The sequence below is a fragment of the Mangrovactinospora gilvigrisea genome, from assembly GCF_001879105.1.
Taxonomy (GTDB): Bacteria; Actinomycetota; Actinomycetes; order Streptomycetales; family Streptomycetaceae; genus Mangrovactinospora; species Mangrovactinospora gilvigrisea.
This window is the reverse complement of sequence record NZ_MLCF01000095.1, coordinates 1-20889: the sequence shown is the minus strand read 5'-3', so window position 1 is coordinate 20889 and position 20889 is coordinate 1. Positions and strand designations below refer to the sequence as shown.

At 73.8% G+C, this 20889-nt stretch carries 16 protein-coding genes and 2 tRNA genes; 10 read left to right on the top strand and 8 right to left on the bottom strand.

Going from position 1 to position 20889, the window contains the following annotated elements; translation table 11 throughout:
* Positions 1–101: 101 nt before the first annotated feature.
* The 3 genes from BIV57_RS16785 to BIV57_RS16775 all read right to left on the bottom strand — a co-directional run bounded on the left by BIV57_RS16785 (position 102) and on the right by BIV57_RS16775 (position 2385).
* Positions 102–521, bottom strand: a complete 420-nt coding sequence (locus tag BIV57_RS16785) for a DUF3040 domain-containing protein (RefSeq protein ID WP_071657637.1) — start codon at positions 519–521, stop codon at positions 102–104.
* A 444-nt stretch (positions 522–965) separates the two neighbouring features.
* Entirely contained in the window at positions 966–1745 is a 780-nt protein-coding gene (locus BIV57_RS16780) for a class I SAM-dependent methyltransferase (RefSeq protein WP_071657636.1), read from the bottom strand.
* Positions 1746–1824: 79 nt separating this feature from the next.
* Positions 1825–2385, bottom strand: coding sequence for an SAV_6107 family HEPN domain-containing protein (locus tag BIV57_RS16775; RefSeq protein WP_071657635.1), 561 nt, complete (start codon positions 2383–2385; stop codon positions 1825–1827).
* A gap of 272 nt (positions 2386–2657) precedes the next feature.
* On the opposite strand from BIV57_RS16775, the gene BIV57_RS16770 reads away from it, so the two are divergent.
* Genes BIV57_RS16770 through arfA form a run of 5 tightly spaced genes read left to right on the top strand, consistent with a single transcriptional unit; the run spans position 2658 to position 8606 of the window.
* Complete coding sequence (locus tag BIV57_RS16770; protein ID WP_071657634.1) at positions 2658–3686, top strand: LacI family DNA-binding transcriptional regulator; 1029 nt, start codon at positions 2658–2660, stop codon at positions 3684–3686.
* 50 nt (positions 3687–3736) lie between these two features.
* Entirely contained in the window at positions 3737–5152 is a 1416-nt protein-coding gene (locus BIV57_RS16765; protein ID WP_139275701.1) for an extracellular solute-binding protein, read from the top strand.
* Positions 5153–5171: 19 nt separating this feature from the next.
* Entirely contained in the window at positions 5172–6137 is a 966-nt protein-coding gene (locus BIV57_RS16760; RefSeq protein WP_071657633.1) for a carbohydrate ABC transporter permease, read from the top strand.
* A 3-nt stretch (positions 6138–6140) separates the two neighbouring features.
* Positions 6141–7034: a carbohydrate ABC transporter permease gene (locus tag BIV57_RS16755; RefSeq protein ID WP_079170399.1), complete on the top strand. Its 894-nt coding sequence runs from the start codon at positions 6141–6143 to the stop codon at positions 7032–7034.
* A gap of 54 nt (positions 7035–7088) precedes the next feature.
* On the top strand, positions 7089–8606 hold the full coding sequence (gene arfA / locus BIV57_RS16750; protein ID WP_071657632.1) for an arabinosylfuranosidase ArfA: 1518 nt from the start codon (positions 7089–7091) through the stop codon (positions 8604–8606).
* 88 nt (positions 8607–8694) lie between these two features.
* Here arfA and BIV57_RS16745 read toward each other — a convergent pair whose 3' ends face one another.
* The 3 genes from BIV57_RS16745 to BIV57_RS16735 form a co-directional block, all read right to left on the bottom strand.
* Positions 8695–10875, bottom strand: coding sequence for a hypothetical protein (locus BIV57_RS16745; protein WP_071657631.1), 2181 nt, complete (start codon positions 10873–10875; stop codon positions 8695–8697).
* A 1-nt stretch (position 10876) separates the two neighbouring features.
* Positions 10877–10948 (bottom strand) — tRNA-His (locus BIV57_RS16740).
* A gap of 22 nt (positions 10949–10970) precedes the next feature.
* Positions 10971–11042 (bottom strand) — tRNA-Arg (locus BIV57_RS16735).
* Between the two features lie 143 nt (positions 11043–11185).
* Between BIV57_RS16735 and BIV57_RS16730 the strand changes: the two genes are divergently transcribed.
* The 4 genes from BIV57_RS16730 (at position 11186) to BIV57_RS16715 (ending at position 16707) form a co-directional block, all read left to right on the top strand.
* Positions 11186–11827, top strand: coding sequence for an ATP-binding cassette domain-containing protein (locus BIV57_RS16730; protein ID WP_079170398.1), 642 nt, complete (start codon positions 11186–11188; stop codon positions 11825–11827).
* Between the two features lie 310 nt (positions 11828–12137).
* Positions 12138–14228, top strand: a complete 2091-nt coding sequence (locus BIV57_RS16725) for a YhgE/Pip family protein (RefSeq protein ID WP_071657629.1) — start codon at positions 12138–12140, stop codon at positions 14226–14228.
* 11 nt (positions 14229–14239) lie between these two features.
* Positions 14240–14854 (top strand): TetR/AcrR family transcriptional regulator, encoded by a 615-nt coding sequence (locus tag BIV57_RS16720; protein WP_071657628.1) that lies wholly within the window; start codon positions 14240–14242, stop codon positions 14852–14854.
* 326 nt (positions 14855–15180) lie between these two features.
* Entirely contained in the window at positions 15181–16707 is a 1527-nt protein-coding gene (locus BIV57_RS16715) for a phytoene desaturase family protein (protein ID WP_071657627.1), read from the top strand.
* A 45-nt stretch (positions 16708–16752) separates the two neighbouring features.
* Here the strand turns inward: BIV57_RS16715 and BIV57_RS16710 are convergent, their stop codons facing one another.
* On the bottom strand, positions 16753–17559 hold the full coding sequence (locus BIV57_RS16710; RefSeq protein WP_139275700.1) for a hypothetical protein: 807 nt from the start codon (positions 17557–17559) through the stop codon (positions 16753–16755).
* A 221-nt stretch (positions 17560–17780) separates the two neighbouring features.
* On the bottom strand, positions 17781–18671 hold the full coding sequence (gene metF / locus BIV57_RS16705; protein ID WP_071657639.1) for a methylenetetrahydrofolate reductase [NAD(P)H]: 891 nt from the start codon (positions 18669–18671) through the stop codon (positions 17781–17783).
* 148 nt (positions 18672–18819) lie between these two features.
* Here metF and BIV57_RS16700 point away from each other — a divergent pair, with 148 nt between their 5' ends.
* Complete coding sequence (locus BIV57_RS16700) at positions 18820–20871, top strand: alpha/beta fold hydrolase (RefSeq protein ID WP_071657638.1); 2052 nt, start codon at positions 18820–18822, stop codon at positions 20869–20871.
* Positions 20872–20889 lie beyond the last annotated feature (18 nt).

The following is a 20889-nucleotide window of genomic DNA, read 5'->3' as shown; positions in this document are numbered from 1 at the left end:
CTGTGACATGCCCGCCCCGCACACCGCCGCCCCCGGACAGCAGAAAAGCCCGCGCGCAACCTCCGCACGGGCTACTCCGCCGAACCAATCAGGCGCCGGGCCTAACGCCCCCGCTCGTCCTGACGCCGCTGCCAACGCTCCTCCAGCCGGTCGGTGACCCGCCGCTTCTGGCGTCCCCCGAGCTTCCGCGAAGCCTTCGCCGGCCCCGTCCCCGGAGCTCCCGGCGCCGCCGCGCCGGGCGCCGCCGCGGCGCCACCGCGCCACGCCGCCACCGCCAGCACGCCGCTGCCCAGCACCACCAGGAACCCGACCACGCTGATCGGCCACAGCCCCTTCACCATCACGCCCGCCACCAGCAGCGCGACGCCGACCACGAGCCCGCCGACCGCCTGGTACACCCGCTTGCGGGTGTGCAGCCGCAGACGGCTGCCCTCCAGCGCCGTCGCGAACTTGGGGTCTTCGGCGTACAGCGCTCGCTCCATCTGCTCAAGCAGACGCTGCTCGTGCTCCGAGAGCGGCACGGAGTCCTCCTACTCGTCGATCACACGCGGCGATCGAGTATGCGACCCTCCCGGCAGTACCGGATGTACCAGGACCATGCCCCCGTACAAGGTCGTCATGCCTTTGGCGTGCGCGGTTCGACCCCGTGCTGCCGGGGGCTTCCCGCTTTACCCAGATCATACGTTCCGAGGTCGCGGCGCGGGATAGCGGCAGCGGGGAACTTTGCGCCCCTTTGGACCGCGGCGACCGCCCTCCACCGCCCCGCAGCTGCGCCCTCGCCCCATGAACGCGCGGTACCGCGCCGGAGTGCCCGGTTCCGCCGAGAGAAGGACCACCCCTTCGGGGCCCCGGAACGCCCGCCCCGGAGGGTGACGGACCGTCCGTACGGACGAACCCCTCAGAACGAACCGCACGAACCGCACGAACCGCACGAACCGCGCGCACGAACCGCCGGGACGAACCCGCTACGCCCGCGCGGCGAAGACGTGCAGCTGCGCCGCCACCGCCAGCCACGCGGGCTCCCGCGCGGCGGCCGCCTCCAGCGCGTGCAGCGCGGCCCGCGCCGCCGGCTCCGCCTCGTCGGCGCCGTTCGGCACCACGTCGCAGAAGATCCGCACGCCGTGCACGGACTGCACCGCCAGACCGGCGCCGCCCGCCAGGGCCTCCAGCTCCTCCGCGGTGAAGCGGTGCGGCACGGGGTCGCCCTCGCCCCAGTTGCCGCGCGCATCGGTGAGCGCGTTGCGGGCCTCGGCAAAGCGCCCGGTCAGCGCGCGGGCCAGGACGGCGCCGCCGCGGCCCGCGGCGAGCAGGCTGAGCACGCCGGAGGGCCGCAGCACCGACGCGGCCGCGGCGAGCGCGGCGGCCGGGTCGTCCACGTACTCCAGGACGCCGTGGCAGAGCAGCACATCCGCCGAGGCCTCGCCGGCCAGCGCGGGCAGCTCCTGGCTGTCGCCCTGGACGGCGGTGACGCGCTCGGTGACGCCGGCCTCGGCGGCCCGCCGCTGGAGCGCGGCGAGCGCGTCGGGGTTCGGGTCGACGACGGTGACCCGGTGGCCGAGCTTGGCCAGCGGGACGGCGAAGCCCCCGGTGCCGCCGCCCGCGTCCACCACGTCCAGCCGCTCATGTCCGCTCTCCTTGGCGAGGCGGGCGACGGCGTCGCGGAGCAGCTCGTGGACGATCGCGGTCCGCAGGAATCCCCGCTGCAGAAGGGGGTCGTCGCTCACGGCGGCACTGGATGACGGCATGGGGCCACTCTACTTGCGGAGCGCTCCCCCGCCGCGGTGCGCGGCGGCCGCCCCGGGAGGGGCCGTGGCACTAAGCGGGTCAGCCGGCTCTCGGCATCAGGAGGGCGGCTCCTCTCACCGACCCGTCGGACCCGGCGGAGCCCTCCTCGGGGAGGGTGGGCTGGAGCATCAGCAGGCGGGTGACGATCCGCAGGAAGCGCTTGGCGTCGCGCACCTGGTCGTCCGCCTCGCGCTGGGCGACGGCGTCCCGCACCCCGGCCTCGGCGAGCGCCCGGCGGCGCGCGCCGGCCGCGAAGTACGCCGCCCACTCGGCCAGTTCGGGCGCGACCTCGGGCAGCACCTCCCAGGCCGGACGGATCTTGCGGCGGCGCCGTTCGCTGACCGTGTCGGGACGCACCCGCACGGCGAGCACCGCCGCGGCGGTGCGCAGCGCGGCCAAGTGGGCCGCGACGAAGCGCTCGTTGGGGGTGGCGCCGGCCTCGTCCGCCTCGTCGAGGCTGCGGCGGGCCGAGTCGAGCAGGCCGAGGGCGGCCGGCGGGGCGGCGGCGCGGCGCAGCACCGGGTGGACATCGCCCGGCGCGCCCGGCCCGGGAACGGCGCCGGCGGGCCGCCGGCCACCGGCGGACTGTCGTGCGGACATCTCGCCTCCTAGCGGGTACACGCATGTCCGATCCCTTTCATTACCCATGCTGCACCGCACCACTGACATTCCCCCCTTGCGCACAACCGCGCCCGTGGCGACGTGGGGAACTGCCGGAGCGACCACGGCGGCTCTGCCAGCCGAGATGCGCGCCGACGCACCCCGCCACATCTCCCCGCACCGCAACCCTTGACGGCCCAGGGGGCCGTCGGTAGCTTCCTAGGCGAGCGTTCGCCTTTCCCTCGATTCCACCAACTCGCAAGGGTGCGTGCATGTATGTCTCTCTGAAAGACGTCGCGGAAAGGGCGGGGGTGAGTTTCCAGACCGTCAGCAAGGTGCTCAACGGCCGCAAGGCCACCGTCTCCGACGCGACGCGGGAACGCATCATGGCCGCCGCGGCCGAACTCGGATACGTGCCCAACGCCCTGGCCCGCGGGCTGGTCAAGCAGTCGACTTACACCATCGGAATCGTCGCCGACAGCTTCGACGACTGGTTCCTCTCGCAATTCGTGGTGGGCGCCGAGCTGGAGGCCCGCAACCGCGACCACTCCATCCTGGTCTCCACCGAGGCCGGCGGCGCCGCCGCCGAGCAGGGGCAGGGCTACGCCCAGTCCCTGCTGGAGCGGCGGGTGGACGGCCTGATCGCCGCCGCACCCAGCGCCGAGGAGGACGAGAAGGCCGCGCAGGTGCTGCGCAGCCGGCTGCCGGCGGTCGCCATCCACCACGTACCGGGCGGCGGGGTGCCCGTGGTGGGCTCGTCCCACTCGGCCACCGGACGGATCGCCGCCGAGCACCTGCTCCTGCTGGGTCACCGCCGGATCGGCTCGATCACCGGCCCGAGCAGGCGCCGGGTCACCGAGAGCCGGATGCGCGGCTTCCGCTCCGCCCTGGAGGCCGCCGGCATCGCCTACCCGGACTCGGCCTGGACCGCCGAGGCCGACTGGTCGGCGGAGGGCGGGTACCGCGCCACCGCGCAACTCCTCGCCCGCGCACCTGAGTTGACGGCCCTGCATGTGCACAGCGACATGATGGCCACCGGCGCGCTCGCCGCGCTGGCCGACGCGGGCCGCGACGTGCCGTCCGACTGCTCCGTCATCGCCTGCGACGATCTGCCCTTCTCCGGTTATCTGCGCCCCCCGCTGACCACCGTCCGGATTCCGGCGCGGCGGTCCGGTGAGCGGGCCGTGGAGCTGCTGCTCGATCTCATCGAGCGCAAACCGGTCGGGGATCCCCCGAAGGACAAGGTGTTTCTTCCGGTCGAGCTGGTGGCACGGCATTCCACCGCGCCGCCCCGCTCATAACCCCCGTGGTACGCCCCCTCATCGACAATCAGAAGCGGGTGTTCAAAGTCGTGCGCCCTTCCCTCAGAGAGCCGAGAGATTCCGACCCGGCCATATCCCCCTCCTCCCCCTCGTCCCGCTCCTCCCGCACCGCCCCCTCGCGCCGCGGCGTGCTCGCCGGCCTCGGCCTTGCGGCCGGCGGCGCCGTGCTCTCCGGCTGCGCCTCGCCCGCCGTCGCGGGCATCGTCGGCACCGGCCCCGGCAAGGACACGCTGCAGTTCTGGTCGCTGCTCGGCGGCGCCGACGGCATCGTCATGCAGGGCATGGTCGACCAGTACAAGAAGACCCACCCGAACGTCAAACAGCAGACGGTCACGCTGGGTTGGGGCGACCCCTACTACACCAAGCTCTCGCTCGCGGTCATCGGCAACCATCCGCCGGACGTGGGGATCGCCCACCTCACCCGGGCCCGGATCCTCGCCAAGGCCGGGCTGCTGGACCCGATCGCCGAGTCCGACCTGGAGCGCAACGGGCTGCGGATCACCGACTTCAACCCGGTCGCCGTCCAGATGGCCACGATCAACGGCAAGCTCTACGCGGTGCCCCTCGACACCCATGTGCAGACCGTCTTCTACAACACCAAGATCTGCAAGCAGGCCGGGCTGCTCAAGCCGGACGGCACCCTCGTCGACCTGGACAGCCGGGACCGCTTCACCGAGGCGGCGCTGGAGTCCAAGAAGGTCACCAAGCAGTGGGGCTTCGGCATCGGCGTGCAGGACCCGGTGATCTCCTGGCGGCAGTTCCAGGGCTTCTACAGCCAGGCCGGCGGCCAGGTCGTCGCCGACCAGGGCACCAAGGTGGTGCTCGACGACGACAAGGCCGGCGAGGTCATCGACTTCATCACGGGCCTCACCCTGCACAAGGGCGCCGTCCCCTCCACCGCCTCCTCCGGCGCGGTCTTCAACGCCTTCGCGGCCGGCACCCTGGGCCTGTTCATCGACGGCGACTGGGACATATCCGCGTTCAAGGCCGCCAAGACGCCGTTCGACATGACCCGCTTCCCGCAGCTGTTCGGCTCCGTCCCCACCGATTACAAGGTGCAGGCCGACTCGCACTCCCTGGTGCTGCCGCGCAATTCCGGCCGCAGCCGACAGCGCCTCGACACCACGCTGCAGTTCATCAAGTCGATCATCTCGCAGAGCCTCACCTGGGGCGGCGGCGGGCACATCCCCGCCTATCTGCCGACCGACCGCAGCGAGGCGTACAAGAAGCTCAAGCCGAACTCCAACTACGCGGCCTCCGCACGGCACGCCGCCTACGACCCGGACGCCTGGTACTCCGGCTCCGGCTCGCACTTCGAGTCGGTGGTCGGCGGCTATCTGTCGGCCGCGTTCACCGGCCAGTCGTCGGTCTCCGCGGCGCTGAAGAACATGCGCCGCGACCTGAACCGGCTCGCCAAGACCAAGTCCCCGCTGAAGTCCGCCTGACGGCCCCGAAGGAGTTGCCATGTCCTCCGCCACGGACGGCGCCCTGGCCGGTGCCGCAGCACCCGCGACCGCGTCCCGCAAGCGCGCCGGAAGCACCGGCGGCCTCCAGCTGAAGTCCGGCGAACGCCGGGTCGGCTGGGCCCTGGTCGCCCCGTTCCTCGTCCTCTACGCCGTGTGGCTGGTCGGGCCGACCCTCTACGGCCTGGTGATGAGCTTCTTCAACACCAGCGTCGCCCGGTCCGGCCTCAACGGCTTCGTCGGCTTCCAGAACTACGCCGGGGTGCTCAGCGACCCCGAGTTCTGGGGAACCATGTGGCACTCCACCTGGTTCACCATCATCACCACCATCCCGCTGGTGATCCTGCCGCTGGTCTTCGCGCTGCTCACCAACCGCGTCGGCCGCGGCCAGTGGATCTTCCGGTTCGCCTTCTTCGCGCCCACCCTGGTGCCCGTCACCGCCGTGGTGCTGATCTTCGGCTGGATGTACTCGGCCAACAACGGCATCCTCGACCAGGCGCTCGCCAAGCTCGGCATGGGACCGGGCAACTGGACGGTGACCACCGGCATGAGCTGGGTGTCCATCACCATCCTCACGGTGTGGTGGACGATCGGCTTCAACTACGTCCTCTACCTCGCCGGGCTCCAGGACATCCCCACCCAGCTCTACGAGGCGGCGGCGCTGGACGGCGCCTCCACCTTCCAGCAGATGCGGACGATCACCCTGCCGCTGCTGCGCCGCACCATCCTGCTGGTGACCATGCTGCAGATCCTGGCCTCCATGAAGGTGTTCGACCAGATCTATCTGCTCACCTCCGGCGGGCCGAACTTCTCCACCCGCCCGGTCATCGAGTGGATCTACGACACCGGCATCACCCAGTACCGCACCGGCTACGCCGCGGCCGCCTCCATCGTCTACTTCGTGGCGCTGCTCGTCGTCGGCCTGGTGTGGATGCTGATCAACCGCCGCCCGAGCGAGGAGGACTGACGCATGGCCAGCACGGCTCCCGTCGCGATGCGGCGGCTCGACAGCAAGACCGGCGGCCCCCTGCGGGTCAAGGCCGACTGGCGCAGCCGGGCGTTCACCCAGCTGTCCTGGACGGTGCTCGTCCTCTTCGGGCTCATCTGGATCTTCCCGGCGTTCTGGTCGCTGGACACCTCGCTCCGGCCGGAGGGCGAGATCGCCGCCCACCCGGCGGCGTTCTGGAGCAGCCACTGGACGTTCGGCGCCTACGGCACGGTGTGGAAGAACGCCGACATGCTCGGCCTCTACGTCAACTCGTTCCTGATCTCGACGCTGTCGGTGGTCTTCACCGTGGCGGTCTGCTCGATGGCCGGCTTCGCCATCGCCCGGATCCGCTTCCGCGGCTACCGCCTCGTCACCGGGATCGCGCTGGCGGGGCTGCTCATCCCGCCGCAGATCGGCATCCTGCCGATGTTCCGCGAGGTGCAGTCGATGCACCTGCTCAACACCTACTGGTCCAACATCCTGCCGGGCATCGCCGCGCCGGTGGCGGTCTTCGTCTTCGCCTCCTTCTTCCGCGGCCTGCCGCACGAGATGGCGGAGTCGGCGCGGGTCGACGGGGCCGGCTGGTTCCGCATCTACTGGCAGGTCTACCTGCCGCTGTGCCGGCCGGCCGTCGCCGCCGTCTCGATCTTCACCTTCATCTGGTCGTGGAACTCGTTCCTATGGCCGCTGCTGACGCTGAGCAGCCCGAAGGTGATGACGATCCCGGTGGGCCTCAACTCCATCCAGACCGGCTTCGGCCTGATCCAGGGCCAGATCATGGCCGGCGCCGTGCTGGGGGCGCTGCCGCTGGTCTTCGTCTTCCTCTTCTTCCAGCGCCACATCGTGGAGGGCGTCGCCAACACCGGCATCAAGTAGCCGACCGCGCCGCCCCCTCCTCACCGCCGAACCACCCCGACGAAGGAACTGCACATGGCACCGGACTCCACGCCCGCGCGCATCGACCTCGACCCCCGCTGGACGGTGGGCGACGTCGACCCGCGGCTCTTCGGCTCCTTCGTGGAGCACTACGGCCGCTGCGTCTACACCGGCATCTACGAGCCCGAGCACCCCACCGCGGACGCCGAGGGCTTCCGCGGCGACACCGCGGAGCTGGTGCGCGAGCTGGGCGTGCCGATCCTGCGCTACCCCGGCGGCAACTTCGTCTCCTCCTACCAGTGGGAGGACGGCATCGGCCCGCGCGACAAGCGGCCGGTGCGGCTGGACGGCAACTGGCGCGCCCTGGAGGACAACCAGGTCGGCACCGACGAGTTCCTGTCCTGGACGAAACGGGTCGGCTCCGAGGCGATGATGGCCGTCAACCTGGGCAACCGCGGCACCCAGGCGGCGATGGACCTCGTCGAGTACTGCAACCACCCCTCCGGCTCCTACTGGTCCGACCTGCGCCGCGCCAACGGCTACAAGGACCCGCACGACGTGCGGGTGTGGTGCCTGGGCAACGAGATGGACGGGCTCCACCAGGTCGGCCACAAGACCGCCTACGAGTACGGGCGGCTGGCGGCCGAGACGGCGAAGGCGATGCGGATGATCGACCCCGGCCTGGAGCTGGTCGCCTGCGGCTCGCTGCACCCGCGGGTCGCGACGGCCTTCTCCTGGGAGTCGGAGGTGCTGGAGCACTCCTACGAGTTCATCGACTACCTCGCCATCCACGCCTACTACGAGCAGCGCGGCGAGGACCGCGACTCGTTCCTGGCGGCGGCGATCGACATGGACCGCTTCATCGAGTCGATCGTGGCGACGCTGGACTTCGCCAAGGCGCGGGGCCGGCACAAGAAGCAGGTCAACATCTCGTTCGACGAGTGGAACGTCTGGTACAACGACGCCGGCGAGGTGGCCGGCCAGGACTTCCGCAAGGCGCCGCGGCAGAGCGAGAACATGTACAACGTCGCGGACGCGGTGGTGGTCGGCAACCTGCTGATCAGCCTGCTGAAGCACGCGGACCGGGTGAAGATGGGCTGCCTCGCGCAGCTGGTGAACGCGATCGCCCCGATCCACACCGAGCCGGGCGGGGCGGCGTGGCGGCTGCCGACGTTCCACCCGTTCGCGCTGACGAGCGCGCACGGGCGGGGCACCGTGCTGAACACGCTGGTGACCAGCCCGCGTTACGAGACGCGCTGGTTCGGTCCGGACACCCCGCAGCTGGACGCGGTGGCGGTGCGGGCGGAGGACGGGGAGTCGGTGACGGTCTTCGCGGTGAACCGCTCGCGGGAGTCGGCGCTGCCGGTGGAGGTGGACCTGCGCGGGTTCCCGGGGCTGACGCGGGTGTCGCAGGTCGTCCTGGCGGACGAGGACCCCGAGGCGACGAACACCGCGGAGCGGCCGGACCGCGTCGTCCCGCGTTCGGTGTCCGGAGCGCGGGTCGACGGCGGGACGCTGTCGGCGCTGCTGCCGCCCCTGTCCTGGAACATGCTCACCGTCCGCGCGGCGTAGGGGCCGCCGCACCTTCGCCCCGGCACCCCACCCACCCCGGGCGGGGTGCCGGGGAGGAGGGGGCGGCAAAGGCGACAGGGCGACGCGGCTACCCGCGGTTGAGCAACAGGTGGTTCCCCGTGGACCAGCCGTGCAGGCGGTACGCGGGGAAGACCGCTGCCCCCTCCACCGCATCCCGCAACGCCGGCAGCGCCCGCTCCGCGAGCAGCCGCGCCCCCGGCTCGGTCCGCTCCGAAAGCCACCCCGCGAACCCGCGCCGGTCCTCCTCCTCCGCCAACGCCAGGAAGAACACCGCCTGCCGCCACGCGTACCCCGCGTCCTTCGCGACCCGCAGCGGCCGCCGGTTGCCGATGGTCTGGCCCGCCTTCTCCGCCGCCACCGCGCACGCCCGCCGCGCCAGCTCGCCCCAGCCCGCCGCCGGCCGCACGTCCAGCACCGCGACCAGCGCCGCCAGGTTGTGCGTCGTCAGGATCTGCCCCTGCTCGACGACGCTCCCGTTCTCGGCCACCGAGCCCCAGCCGCCGGGCTTCACCCCGGCCCGCTCGTGGCAGACCCGCCCGAAGCCCCTGCCGTCCAGATCGGCGATCGCCGCCGCCGGGTCGAGCCCGTAGTAGCGGGCGTAGGCGGTCCCGTCCAGCAGCTCCGCCGCGATCCGCGCGGCGCTGGCGAACTTGGCGGTGAACGTCCCCATGAAGATGTCCGCCGCCAGCTCCTCGGTGAGCGGCAGCGCCACCCCCGCCGCGCGTGCCAGCGCGCCCAGCTCGGAGACGAGCGGGTTGGGCAGGATCGTCCCCGCGAACCCGTCGAGCGCCAGCTCGGCGAGGTGGACGAGCGCCTGGCGGGCGCCCTCGCGGGCCGCGCCGTCCGCGTCCCGGTGCCCGGACACCGCCCGCACCCACGGCAGTTCGTGCTCCCGCACCTGGTGCTCCAGGTTGAGCAGCAGCAGCCCGCGCCGGTTGTGGAAGGCGCGGTGGTGCGCGGCCATCAGCGCGCGCAGCGCCGGGTCCGGGTAGGCGAGCGCCGTCGCGGAGGCGACCAGCTGCGGCACCAGCTCGGCGAGCACCTCCGCGGAGGGCACCAGCCCGCGGGCGATCAGCTCGCGGACGGGAGCGGAGAGCGCCCGCGCCACGATGCGCCGCACCGGCTCGGGCAGTTCGGAGCCGGCGGGCACGCCGGTCTGCGCGGCCTCCCCGGCGGTGACGGGGCCGAGCAGCGGGTCGATGTCGGGCACGCCCGCGTCCTCCGGGAGGAGGGCGAGCCGGCGGACGGCAACCTGGGCCAGCGCGTGGTGGGCCGGCCGGGCGGCGTCCGCGGCCTGGCGGGCGCGCAGCGCGGCGTGCCGCTCGGTGCCGGGGGCCCCGCGCTTGCGGGTCATGGACTCCAGGGCGTGCCTGAGCAGGCCCTGCTGGCGGGGCGTCAGCGCACGGCCGTCGGCGGCGGGCCGCAGGCAGTCCAGGAGGGTGTGCAGGTTCTCGCCCGGCCTGCGGTGCTTGCGGCAGAGCGTGTGCTCGCCGGCCAGGGCCCGGTAGCGGGCCAGCAGCCGGGCGCCGCCGCGGCGCCATTCGGGGGTGCCGCGGTCCTCGGCGAGCCAGTGCGCGAGCACCTCGTCGGTGAAGGGGTTCCAGACGGCGAGGGCCTCGTGCAGCGTGTCGATGCGCGGGTTGCGGCGGCGGGCCGCGAGGGCGCCGCGGGCCTCGCCGGCGGTGCTGCGGTGGACGGCCTCGGGGTCGGCGCCCTCGTCGGCCTCGGCCGCCCCGCCCTCGGGGACGAAGCGCAGCCGGTCGGCGAACGGGCCGATCTCGTCGAGGAGTTCCAGCGCGCCGGCCCGGTCCCCGGCGCGGACCAGCCAGGCGACGGTGAGCAGCGCGGCGTCCTCGGGGAGAGCCAGCACGTAGTCGCCGGCATCGAGGCGCGCGATGAGGGCGTCCAGCCCGGCGTCGGTGAGCCGGCCGGCGAAGTCGGCGCGGCCGTCCGCCCCGGCGGGCAGCGCGGCGGCGGCCGCGCCGGTGGCGAAGCCGCCGCGGACCACCTCGGGGGTGGTCCAGGCCGGCAGGCCGGCGACGGGCGCGCGGCTGCCGACGGTGACGCTGCCGTCGGCCATCCCGGCAAGGACGCGCTGCCAGCGTTCGGAGCGCTCGCGGGCGCGGCGCCGGGTGGCGGCGTCCTCGTGGGTGGCGGCGGTGCGCAGGGCGCTCGCCAACTGTCCGGCGGCGTAGCCCGGGTCGGGCGCCACGGGCCGGAGGCCTTCGGGCTCCTCGTTGCGGTTCATGCCGGCGTGGCAGGTCCTGCCCCTGCGCCCTCCGGGACCACAGCCCGGTGCTCTGCTGCTGAGCTACACGCCGTCGCGCGCTGCTGACGGATGAGTCGACGTGGCAGGTGCTGCCCCTGCGCCCTCCGGGTAAGAAGCCCGGTGCTCTGCTGCTGAGCTACACGCCGTCAACTGTGCGATTGCGGGCGAGCGTAGCCGCTGGGAAGCGGCGGGGGCCAGCGGGTTGTCGGGGCTGGGCGGAGCCGTGCTAACTTTTTAGACTGACCAGTCAGTTCAAAGAGCAGTCGAGCACGCGGGAGCAGGGGACGCCATGGGGACGAGAAGCGGGGCGGCGGTGCGCGCCGAGGGCCTCACGCTGCGCGGCGGGCGCGGGCCCGTCTATGCCGATGTCGCGCTGGACGTCCCCGCCGGGGCGCTCGCCGCGGTCGCCGGCCCGCCCGGCTCCGGGCGCACCGCGCTACTGCTGACGCTGGCCGGGCGGATGCGCCCGAGCGCGGGCACCGCGTCGGTGGACGGGATGCCGCTGCCGCGGCGGGCCGCGGCGGTGCGGCGGATCGCCGCGCTGGGGCCGGTGCCGGGCGTCAACGACCTGGAGCCGACGCTGACCGTCGCCGAGCACCTGCGCGAGCGCACCCTGCTGCGCCGGCCGCCGCGCGGGGCGGACGCGGCGCTGGCCATGGTCGGCCTGGACGCCGAGCCGAAGACGCGGGCGCAGGACCTCTCGGCGCTCGACGCGTTCCGCCTCGCGCTGGCGGCGGCGCTGCTCGGCGGCCCCCGCCTGCTCGTCGCGGACGACGTCGGCGACCGGCTGGCCGCGGAGGACGCGGCGATGGCCTGGAAGGTGCTGCGCGGCATCGCCGACACGGGGGTGACGGTGCTGGCCGCGGCGGCCGACGCGCGGGAGGCGGACACGCTCGTGCGGCTCGGCACCCAAGCGGGTTTGGCGAAGTAGGGGGCGCTTTCCGCGTCGTTCGGTGCGTGCAGCTGCAAGGCGCCCGAGCTCGTTCGTAGTGGTTCTTACGTGCGTGCTTGGGCAACGCCGCAGATGTGCGTGCCGGGCGGCGCGGGAAGTGCGCCCTACTTCGGCAAGCCCGCTGAGCCGGCGCCGTGACCGGCTGCGTCCACCGCGCCCCGGCGCACCCCCGCTGGTCCTGCCCACGCCCAGCCGCGCGGCGGAGCCGCCGGGGACCGCCCCGCCTCGCCCGACCCGCGCGGCAGAGCGCCGCGACCCTGCCTGTACATCCTGCCTCTGGAGACCTGTGATGCCCTCGTCCCGCAAGCCCCGCACCCCGAGATCCTTCGGCGCAGCCGCCGGGCGGCTGGAGCTCGCCCGGTTCGGGCGGGGGCGGTTGCCGCGGGCCGCGATGGCCGCCGTGGTGCTGCTGCCGCTGCTCTACGGCGCGCTCTACATCTGGTCGATGTGGGACCCCTACGGCAGCCTCGACAAGCTCCCCGTCGCCCTCGTCCAGCAGGACCGCGGCCCGGTGGGCCGCGACCTCGCCAAGGAGCTGGAGAAGCGGCGGACGTTCGACTGGCACCCCGTCAGCGCCGAGCGCGCCGCCCTGGGCCTCGCCAAGGGCGACTACTACATGTCGCTCACCGTCCCCGGCGACTTCACCTCCCGGCTGGAGGCCAACGGCGGCGCCGAGCCCGCCGACACCGCCCTCAAGGTGCGGACGAACGACTCCAACAGCTATCTGAGCGGCATCATCGCCCGCTCCGCCTTCAAGGAGATCCGCGGCGCGACCTCCGTGCAGGCCTCCCGCGCCTACTACGACAAGATCTTCGTCTCCTTCGGCGACATCCACCGGCAGACCACGAAGGCGGCCGGCGGCGCCGACCGGCTCACCGACGGTGCCAAGGAGGCGCACTCCGGCTCGTCGAAGCTGAAGGACGGCGCCGACCGGCTCAACTCCGGCCTGGGCAGCGCCACCAGCGGCGCCAAGACCCTCGCCGACGGCCTCGACGAGCTCCACCGGGGAGCCGCGCGGGCCGCCGCCGGCACCGCCGAGCTGAACCGCCTCGCGCGGGCCGACGGGCGGACGCAAGCGGCCATCGACCTGCTGCGGCGCCGCCCCAAGGAGGTCAGGGCCGCGGCCGACGCGGTGGCCGCCGCGGCCGGGGCCGTCCACGACCACGCCCGCGAGCTGCCGGCGCTCACCTCGACGGCCCGTCAGGCCACCGCCACCGCCTCCGCCCAGGCCAAGGACGCCTACGGCAAGCTGTGCACCGCCGACCCGGCGGCCACCGGCTGCCCGCAGCTGGCCGGCGCCCGGGACGCCGCGGCGAAGGCGGCCACCGCCGCGTCCGACGCCGACACCTCCATGCAGAGCCAGAACCTCGACCAACTCGCCGCCGACGCCGGTTCCGTCCAGAAGGACGCCGTCCGGCTCGCCGCCGCCGCGCCGCACCTCGCCGACGACCTCTCCGGGGCGCTCGCCGACATCGGCCGCCTCAATACCGGCGTCCAGCAGCTCTCCACCGGCTCGGCGAAGCTCGGCAAGGGCGCCTCCGGCCTGCACACCGGACTGGTCGCGCTCTCCTCCGGCGCCGCCGGCCTCGACTCGGGCCTCGGCACCCTGGACGGCGGCCTCGCCAGGCTCGCCGACGGCAGCGGCACCCTCGCCGAGGGCCTCCACCAGGGCGCGGCGAAGATCCCGGACTACGACGGCACCCAGCGCGCCGACCGCTCCCAGGTGCTCAGCGACCCCGTCCAGCTGGCGATGAAGCACCTCAACGCCACCGCCAACTACGGCACCGGCTTCGCCCCCTACTTCGTGCCGCTCGCACTCTGGGTCGGGGTGATGGTCGGCTACATGCTGCTGCGGCCGCTCAACCCGCGGCTGCTGTCGGCGAACGCGCCCGCCCGGCGGGTCTGGCTCGCCGGCTACCTGCCGGCCGTGGCGCTCGCCGTCCCGCAGATCGCCGTGCTGCTGGCGGTGCTGCACTTCGCGCTCGGGATGGCCTTCGCGCACGCCGCCGCCGCGTTCGGGTTCCTGCTGCTGACCTGCGCCGCGTTCGCCGCCGTGCTGCAGTTCCTGAACGCCCGGTTCGGGCCCGCCGGGCGGGTGCTCGGACTGGCCCTGCTGATGGTGCAGTTGACGTCCGCGGGCGGCACCTACCCGGTGCAGACCAGCCCCGGGTTCTTCAACGCCGTGCACCCCTGGCTCCCGATGAGCTGGGCGGTCGCCGCGATGCGCCGCCTGATCAGCGGCGGCGACCTGACGGTGGTGGGGCAGGGCTGCGCGGTCCTCGCCGCCTACCTGGTCGGCTTCGCGGCGCTGACCGTGCTGACGGCCCGCCGCAAGCAGATGTGGAGCCTGGCCCGCCTCCACCCGGAGCTGACGCTGTGACGGCTGGAACAATGCCTCCCGTGACCAGCCAAGCGCCCGACGGCCGCCGCGCCGCGACCCGCCAGCGGCTCTACGAGGCCGCCGTCACCCTCATCGCCGAGCAGGGCTTCTCCGCCACCACGGTGGACGAGATCGCCGAGCGGGCCGGCGTCGCCAAGGGCACCGTCTACTACAACTTCGGCTCCAAGAACGAGCTGTTCGAGCAGCTGCTGCGGCACGGCATCGGGCTGCTGGCGCAGAGCCTGCGGGACGCCCGCGCCGCGCATCCGGGCGCGCCGCTGGAGGCGCTGGACGCGATGGTCCGCGCGGGCCTGGTGTTCGCCGTCGACTATCCGGCGTTCATGCGGCTGCTCTGCGCGGAGATGTGGCGCACCAACCGGGCCTGGCAGGAGACGCTGCGGCTGCTGCGGGAGGGCCCGGACGGGCCGGTCGCCGAGGTGCGGGCGGTGCTGGACGAGGCCCGCGCGGACGGGCTGCTGCCGGAGGAGGTGGACACCGGCCTCGCCGGGCCCGCGGTCTTCGGCATGGTCCTGGTGGTGGCGCTGGACTGGCTCACCTTCCAGCCGGAGCGGGAGCTCGACGACATCCACGCCGTGATCATGACCCTGATCCGCGCCCGCACGTGACCACGGCCGGCCCGCCGCGTCGCCCCGACCCGGTTGCCGCGTTCGCGGCCGCCGCACGCGAAGAGCGGGCCGGGGCGTGATGCTCCCTCACCCCCGTCAGGGAGCATCGCGCCCCGGCCCGCGCGGGCGTGGGATCCGCCGCCCCGTGTCGGCGGTTCCCCCGCGCGGTGCCTCCACTCTGACCGCTGACGCCGCCGCAAAGATCCGTACAGATACTCAGATCTGCCCCGCGGGGTACTCAGGCCCTGCCCAGCGGATACTCAGGGACCGGAGCGCACTGATCCGGTTTCGTCCCGTTCCGGGCCCGGCCGGTAGAGTCGGCTGACATGGCAGAAGTAGTCGTCCTCGGCGCCGGGCCCGCCGGCCTCGCCGCCGCCGCCCGCCTCGCCACCCTCGGCCACCGGGTGACGGTGTGCGAGCGCGGCGCGCAGCCCGGAGGCATGGCCGGGACGCTGGAGCGCGACGGCTTCCGCTTCGACACCGGCCCGTCCGAGCTGCTCCTCCCCGCCGTCTTCCGCGACCTGTTCATCAAGACCGGGCGCAAGACGCTGGAGGACAGCGTCGGCCTCCACGAGTCCGACCCCTCGGTGCGCCACCTGCTGCCCGGCGGCGGCATCGTCGACCTGCCCAACGCCACCCGCGGCGGCATCGCCGACGCGCTGGACCGCGGCTTCGGCCCCGGCAGCTCGGCCAAGTGGAACGCGCTGCTGGACTTCGGCGGCGAGGTCTGGGGCGCCACCCGCCGCCCCCTGCTGGAGGCGCCCGCCTCCACCGCGCCCGGCGGCGAGCGCGCCCTGCACCGCACGCCCGGCCTCTCCACCGGGATGCGCGACCGCTTCCGCCGCGGCCACGACACCCTCGCCGGCGTCGGCAAGGCCCGCCTCGGCGACGGCCGGCTGATCGCGCTGCTGGAGGAGTACGCGCTGCGCTTCGGCTTCGACCCGCGCCAGGCCCCGGCCTCCCTCGTCGTCCTCCCCTACATGGAGCAGACCTTCGGCACCTGGACGATCACCGGCGGCGTGCGCGCCCTGATCGACGCGCTCTTCCTGCGCTGCCAGGAGCGGCGGGTGGCGTTCCTGATGAACACCACCGTCTCGAGCGTCATCGTGCACAACGGCCGCGCCGCCGGGGTGCGCGTCGCGGACGGCCGCGCGCTCCGCGCCGACCTGGTCGTCTCGGACGTCCCCGCCACCCGGCTGATACTGGAGGGCTGGTCGCGCGCCACCGTCCTGGAGCCGCCCGGTCCCAAGGCGGGCCTCCCCGCGCCGGGACGCTTCTCCCTGCACCTCGCGCTGAAGATGCGCGGCGCCCCGCCGCTGCTGCCGCACCGCACGGTGGTGCACGCGGCGGCCCGGCACGAGGAGCTGCACGCGCTCTTCCCGCCGCTCGGCCAGGGCAAGCCGTGCCCGCGGCCGACGGTGCAGATCTCCCGCCCGGACGACCCCGCACTCCGCCCCGACCAGCGGCACGAGGGCGTCAGCCTGACGGTGACCGTGCCTTCGCACGGCGTCGGCGACGGGCAGTACGACTGGTCGCAGCAGGGCGCGGCGGACCGCTACGCCGACCAGCTGCTGGCCCATGTGGCGGGCTACGGCGTGGAGTTCCGCGACCGGGTGCTGTGGCGGGAGATCCGCACCCCGCTGGACGTGGAGCGGGCGACGGGCTGGCCGGGCGGCTCGGTGCCGGGCCCGTCGCTGGCGGGCGCGGGCGGGACGTTCCTCAAGCCGCCCAACGAGACGGACATCCCCGGCCTCTACCTGGTCGGCGGCTCCGCGCATCCCGGCGGAGGGCTCGCCCACGCCGGCATGTCCGCGTCCATCCTCGCCGACCTCATCGGCCCCCCGACCGACTGACCTGCCGGCCGGCGGCCCGCGCACCGCGCGGCGCCCACCGGAGCGTCAGTACCGGGTCTGGCCGTAGGGGTCCTGCTCCGCCGCGTACTGATGCGGAATCGTCGGCAGCCGGTACTGCGGATGCTCGCCCGAGTCCGAGTCGTACGGGTCGTACGGCTGCGGCGTGTACGCCGCCTGCTCGTACCCCGTCGCCTGGTACAGCCCGGGGTCGTAGCCGCCCTGCGCCTCGCCCTGCGGCGCGTACTGCTGCTGCTCCGGGTAGTACGCCTGACCCTGCTCCGCGTACTGCGCCCCGTACCCCTCGTAGCCCTGATACGCCGTCTGCTGAGCATCCGCGTACTGCTGCTGGTGCTCCTGCTGCCCGTACGCGTACTCCGCCGGCTCGGCCTGCTGCGCGTACTGGGCGTACTCCGGGTACTCCGGATACGCGTACTCGGCGCCCGCCGCGTCGGCCCCGGCGGCCACCACCTCCGAGGGCGCCGGCGCCGCGGCCGGCATCGGGGCCGCCTCCTCCACCGGCTCCACCTGGAGCTGCGGCTGCGCCTGCACGGGCGGCCGGTGGCCGCTGCGGCCCGCCGCGGACTTCCGCCACGGGGCGTCGATCCCCCAGGCGTCCACGCCGCCCTTGCGCACCGACAGCGTCACGAACGCCTGGCCGGTGCCGAAGAGCACCACACCGCCGGCGATCACCGGCATCGAGCGGAGGGCGACTCCGCCGACCACGCACAGGAAGCCCAGCAGAGCGAGCAACCGCCAGTGCAGCTTCGCACCGCGCTGCATCAGCACCTCGCCCACCAGCCAGAGCGTCACCAATGCGAACGCGACATACAGCGCCGCCATGCCCACCCGCACACCACTCCCTCAACGATCCCGCATCGGCCGCCTGCTCCCCCCAACGAGCACCGGGCCTCTTGGGTGCCCGGCGGAACGTGGCGACCATTGTGTCCCACGCCACGTCCCGCGGGAACTCAACGGCACGGCCGAAAATGCACGGAATCGCGGACGCACCCCGCACGCCCCTCCCGCACGCCCTTCGCGCCCCCTCCGCACGCGGCGGGGCGGGCGCCGGGGCGTCAACGCCGCGCGTCCAGCCCCAGGTTGCGGTAGATCTCCAGGGTGGCCGTCGACTGGTTGAGCGTGATGAAGTGCAGCCCCGGCACGCCCTCCGCGAGCAGCCGCTCGCTCATCCGGGTCGCGTGGTCGACGCCGATCGCGCGCACCTCGGCCCGCGCCGCCGCGTCGTTCTCGCCGCCCAGCCCCTCCGCCGCCCGGCGCACCCGGGCCACCAGGTCCTCCGGCATCGGCGAGTCGCCCAGCTGGCCGAACCGCTCGATCTGGCTCGCCAGCGTCAGCGGCATGATCTCCGGGATGATCGGCACCGTGCAGCCCGCCGCCGCCACCCGGTCGCGCATCCGCAGGTACTCGTCGACGTCCCAGAACATCTGGGTGATCGCGTAGTCGGCGCCGGCCCGGCACTTCGCCACGAAGTGCCGGGTGTCCTCCTCGACGCTCCGCGAGCGCGGGTGCTTGGCGGTGAACGCCGCCACGCCCACGCAGAACTTCCCCGACTCCTTGACCAGCGCGACCAGTTCACTCGCGTAGTCGAGCCCGTGCGGCGTCGGCGTCCACGGGCCCATCGGGTCGCCGGGCGGGTCGCCGCGCAGGGCGAGGATGTTGCTGATCCCGGCGTCCGCGTACTGGCCGATCAGGTGCCGCAGCTCGGCGACCGTGTGGTCGACCGCGGTCAGGTGCGCGGCCGGCATCAGCGTGGTCTCGGTCGCGATCCGCTCGGTGGCCTCCACGGTGCGGCCGCGCGTCGAGCCGCCCGCCCCGTAGGTGACGGAGACGAAGGTCGGCCCCACCTGCTCGATGCGCCGCAGCGCCTTCCAGAGGGTGCGCTCGCCCTTCTCGTTCTTCGGGGGGAAGAACTCGAAGGAGAAGGACTGCTTGCCGGAGGCGAGCACCTCCGCGATGCTGCGGGGGCGGGAACCGGACCGCGGGGCCGCGGCTGCGGGGGCGGTGGTCGTGTCGTTGCCGGGAGCCATGCGAGCCAGGTTCTCACACCGCCGAACCCCCTGTTGCGGAGCCGCGTCACGGGAGATGATCGGCTCCATGCCGAAGTCCACCGGGGAGCAGACCCTCTTCCACGAACTGTCCGCGTATGTCGCCCACCCGCGCATCACCGGCCTCGCCGCCTCGACGGACGGCGCCCGCCTCGCCGTCTCCGTCCAGCACCTCGACGGGGAGGGCAGCGCCTACGTCTCGTCGCTCTGGGACGTCGACCCGTCCGGCGAGCGGCCCGCCCGCCGGCTGACCCGCTCCCTCAAGGGCGAGTCGGCACCCGCCTTCGCCCCCGACGGCGACCTCTACTTCCTCTCCGGCCGCCCGGAGAGCGACCCCAGCGCCAAGAAGGACGAGAACGGCGACGCCGAGGGCGCCGCGCTGTGGCGGCTGCCCGCCGGCGGCGGCGAGTCCGAGCGGGTGCTGCAACGCCCCGGCGGCCTCGGCGGGTTCACCCTCGCCCGCGTCGCCGGCACCCTCGCGGTCACCGCCGGCGTGATGCCCGGCAACCCCGACCCGACCGACGCCGAGGCCGACGCCAAGCTCCGCAAGGAGCGCAAGGACGCCAAGGTCACCGCGGTGCTCTACGAGTCCGGGCCGAACCGCTTCTGGGACCACGACCTGGGCCCGGACGAGGCGCACGCCTTCGTCCGCCGCGCCGACGGCACCCTGCTGGACGCCGGCGGCCGCGGCGCCGTCGACGAGGACGGCCCGGTGCTCTCCCCCGACGGCACGCTCATCGCCTACAGCCGCTTCGTCCCCGGCCGCGTCCCGGACCTGAACGCCTCCGCGGTGGTCGTCGCCGACGCCGCCACCGGCAAGCAGCTGCTGGAGGTGGCCGCCCCGGAGCGCTACGAGTACGGCGGGCCGGTCTTCGCCTCCGACGGCCGCTCGCTGATCTGCGTCCGGATGCAGCGCGAGACGTTCGCCGCCCCGTACGACAGCACCCTGGTGCGGATCGACCTCTCCGACGGCTCGGAGACCGACCTGCTGCCGGAGTTCGACAACTGGCCGGGCGGCGCGGTGGTCTCGCCCCGCGCCGACGACCCGACGATCTGGTTCACCGCCGACGAGCTGGGCCACGCCCCCGCGTTCCGGCTCGACGCGGACGGCACCGTCACCCGCCTCACCCGCTCCGGCGCCTACACCGCGCTCTGCCCGTCCTCCGACGGCACCACGCTCTTCGCGCTGCGCAGCGCGGTGGACACCCCGAACCGGGTGGTCCGCCTCGCCGCCGCCGGCGCCGACCAGGAGTCGGCCGAACTGGACGCCCCCGGCGGACTGGAGTCGCTGCCCGGCACCCTCACCGAGGTCCGCACCACCGCCGAGGACGGCACCGAGCTGCGGTCCTGGCTGGCGCTGCCGGCCGGCGCCTCGGCGGAGTCGCCGGCGCCGCTGCTGGTGGTGCCGCACGGCGGCCCGCAGGGCAGCTGGAACGCCTGGACATGGCGCTGGTCGCCGTGGCCGTTCACGGCCCGCGGCTACGCGGTACTGCTGCCGGACCCGGCGCTCTCCACCGGCTACGGCCAGGCGATGCACGAGCGCGGCTGGGGCCAGTGGGGCGGGCAGCCCTACACCGACATCATGGCGCTGACGGACGTCGCCGAGGCGCGCGACGACATCGACGCCACCCGGACCGGCCTGGCGGGCGCCTCCTACGGCGGCTACATGGCCAACCGGGTCGCCACGCTGACGGACCGCTTCAAGGCGATCGTCTCCCACGCGGGCCTGTGGGACGTGAGGGCCTTTCAGATGGACACCGACGGATCGTGGTTCTTCCGCCGCATCTTCGGCGACGTCCTGGGCGGGGAGGAGCAGCTGCGCCGCTACGACGAGCACTCCCCGGACCGGGGCGCGGCGCGGATCACCACGCCGATGCTGGTGATCCACGGCGCGAAGGACTACCGGGTGCCGGTGGGGCAGGGCATGGGCCTCTTCCAGGACCTCCAGAAGTTCGAGGTGCCGGCGAAGTTCCTGTACTTCCCGGACGAGAACCACTGGATCCTCACCCCCAACCACGCCCGGCTGTGGTTCGACACCGTCCTCAACTTCCTCGACCACCACGTCCAGGGCGCCCCCTGGACCCGCCCCGAGCACCTCTAGCCGAGTTCCAGCGGGGCG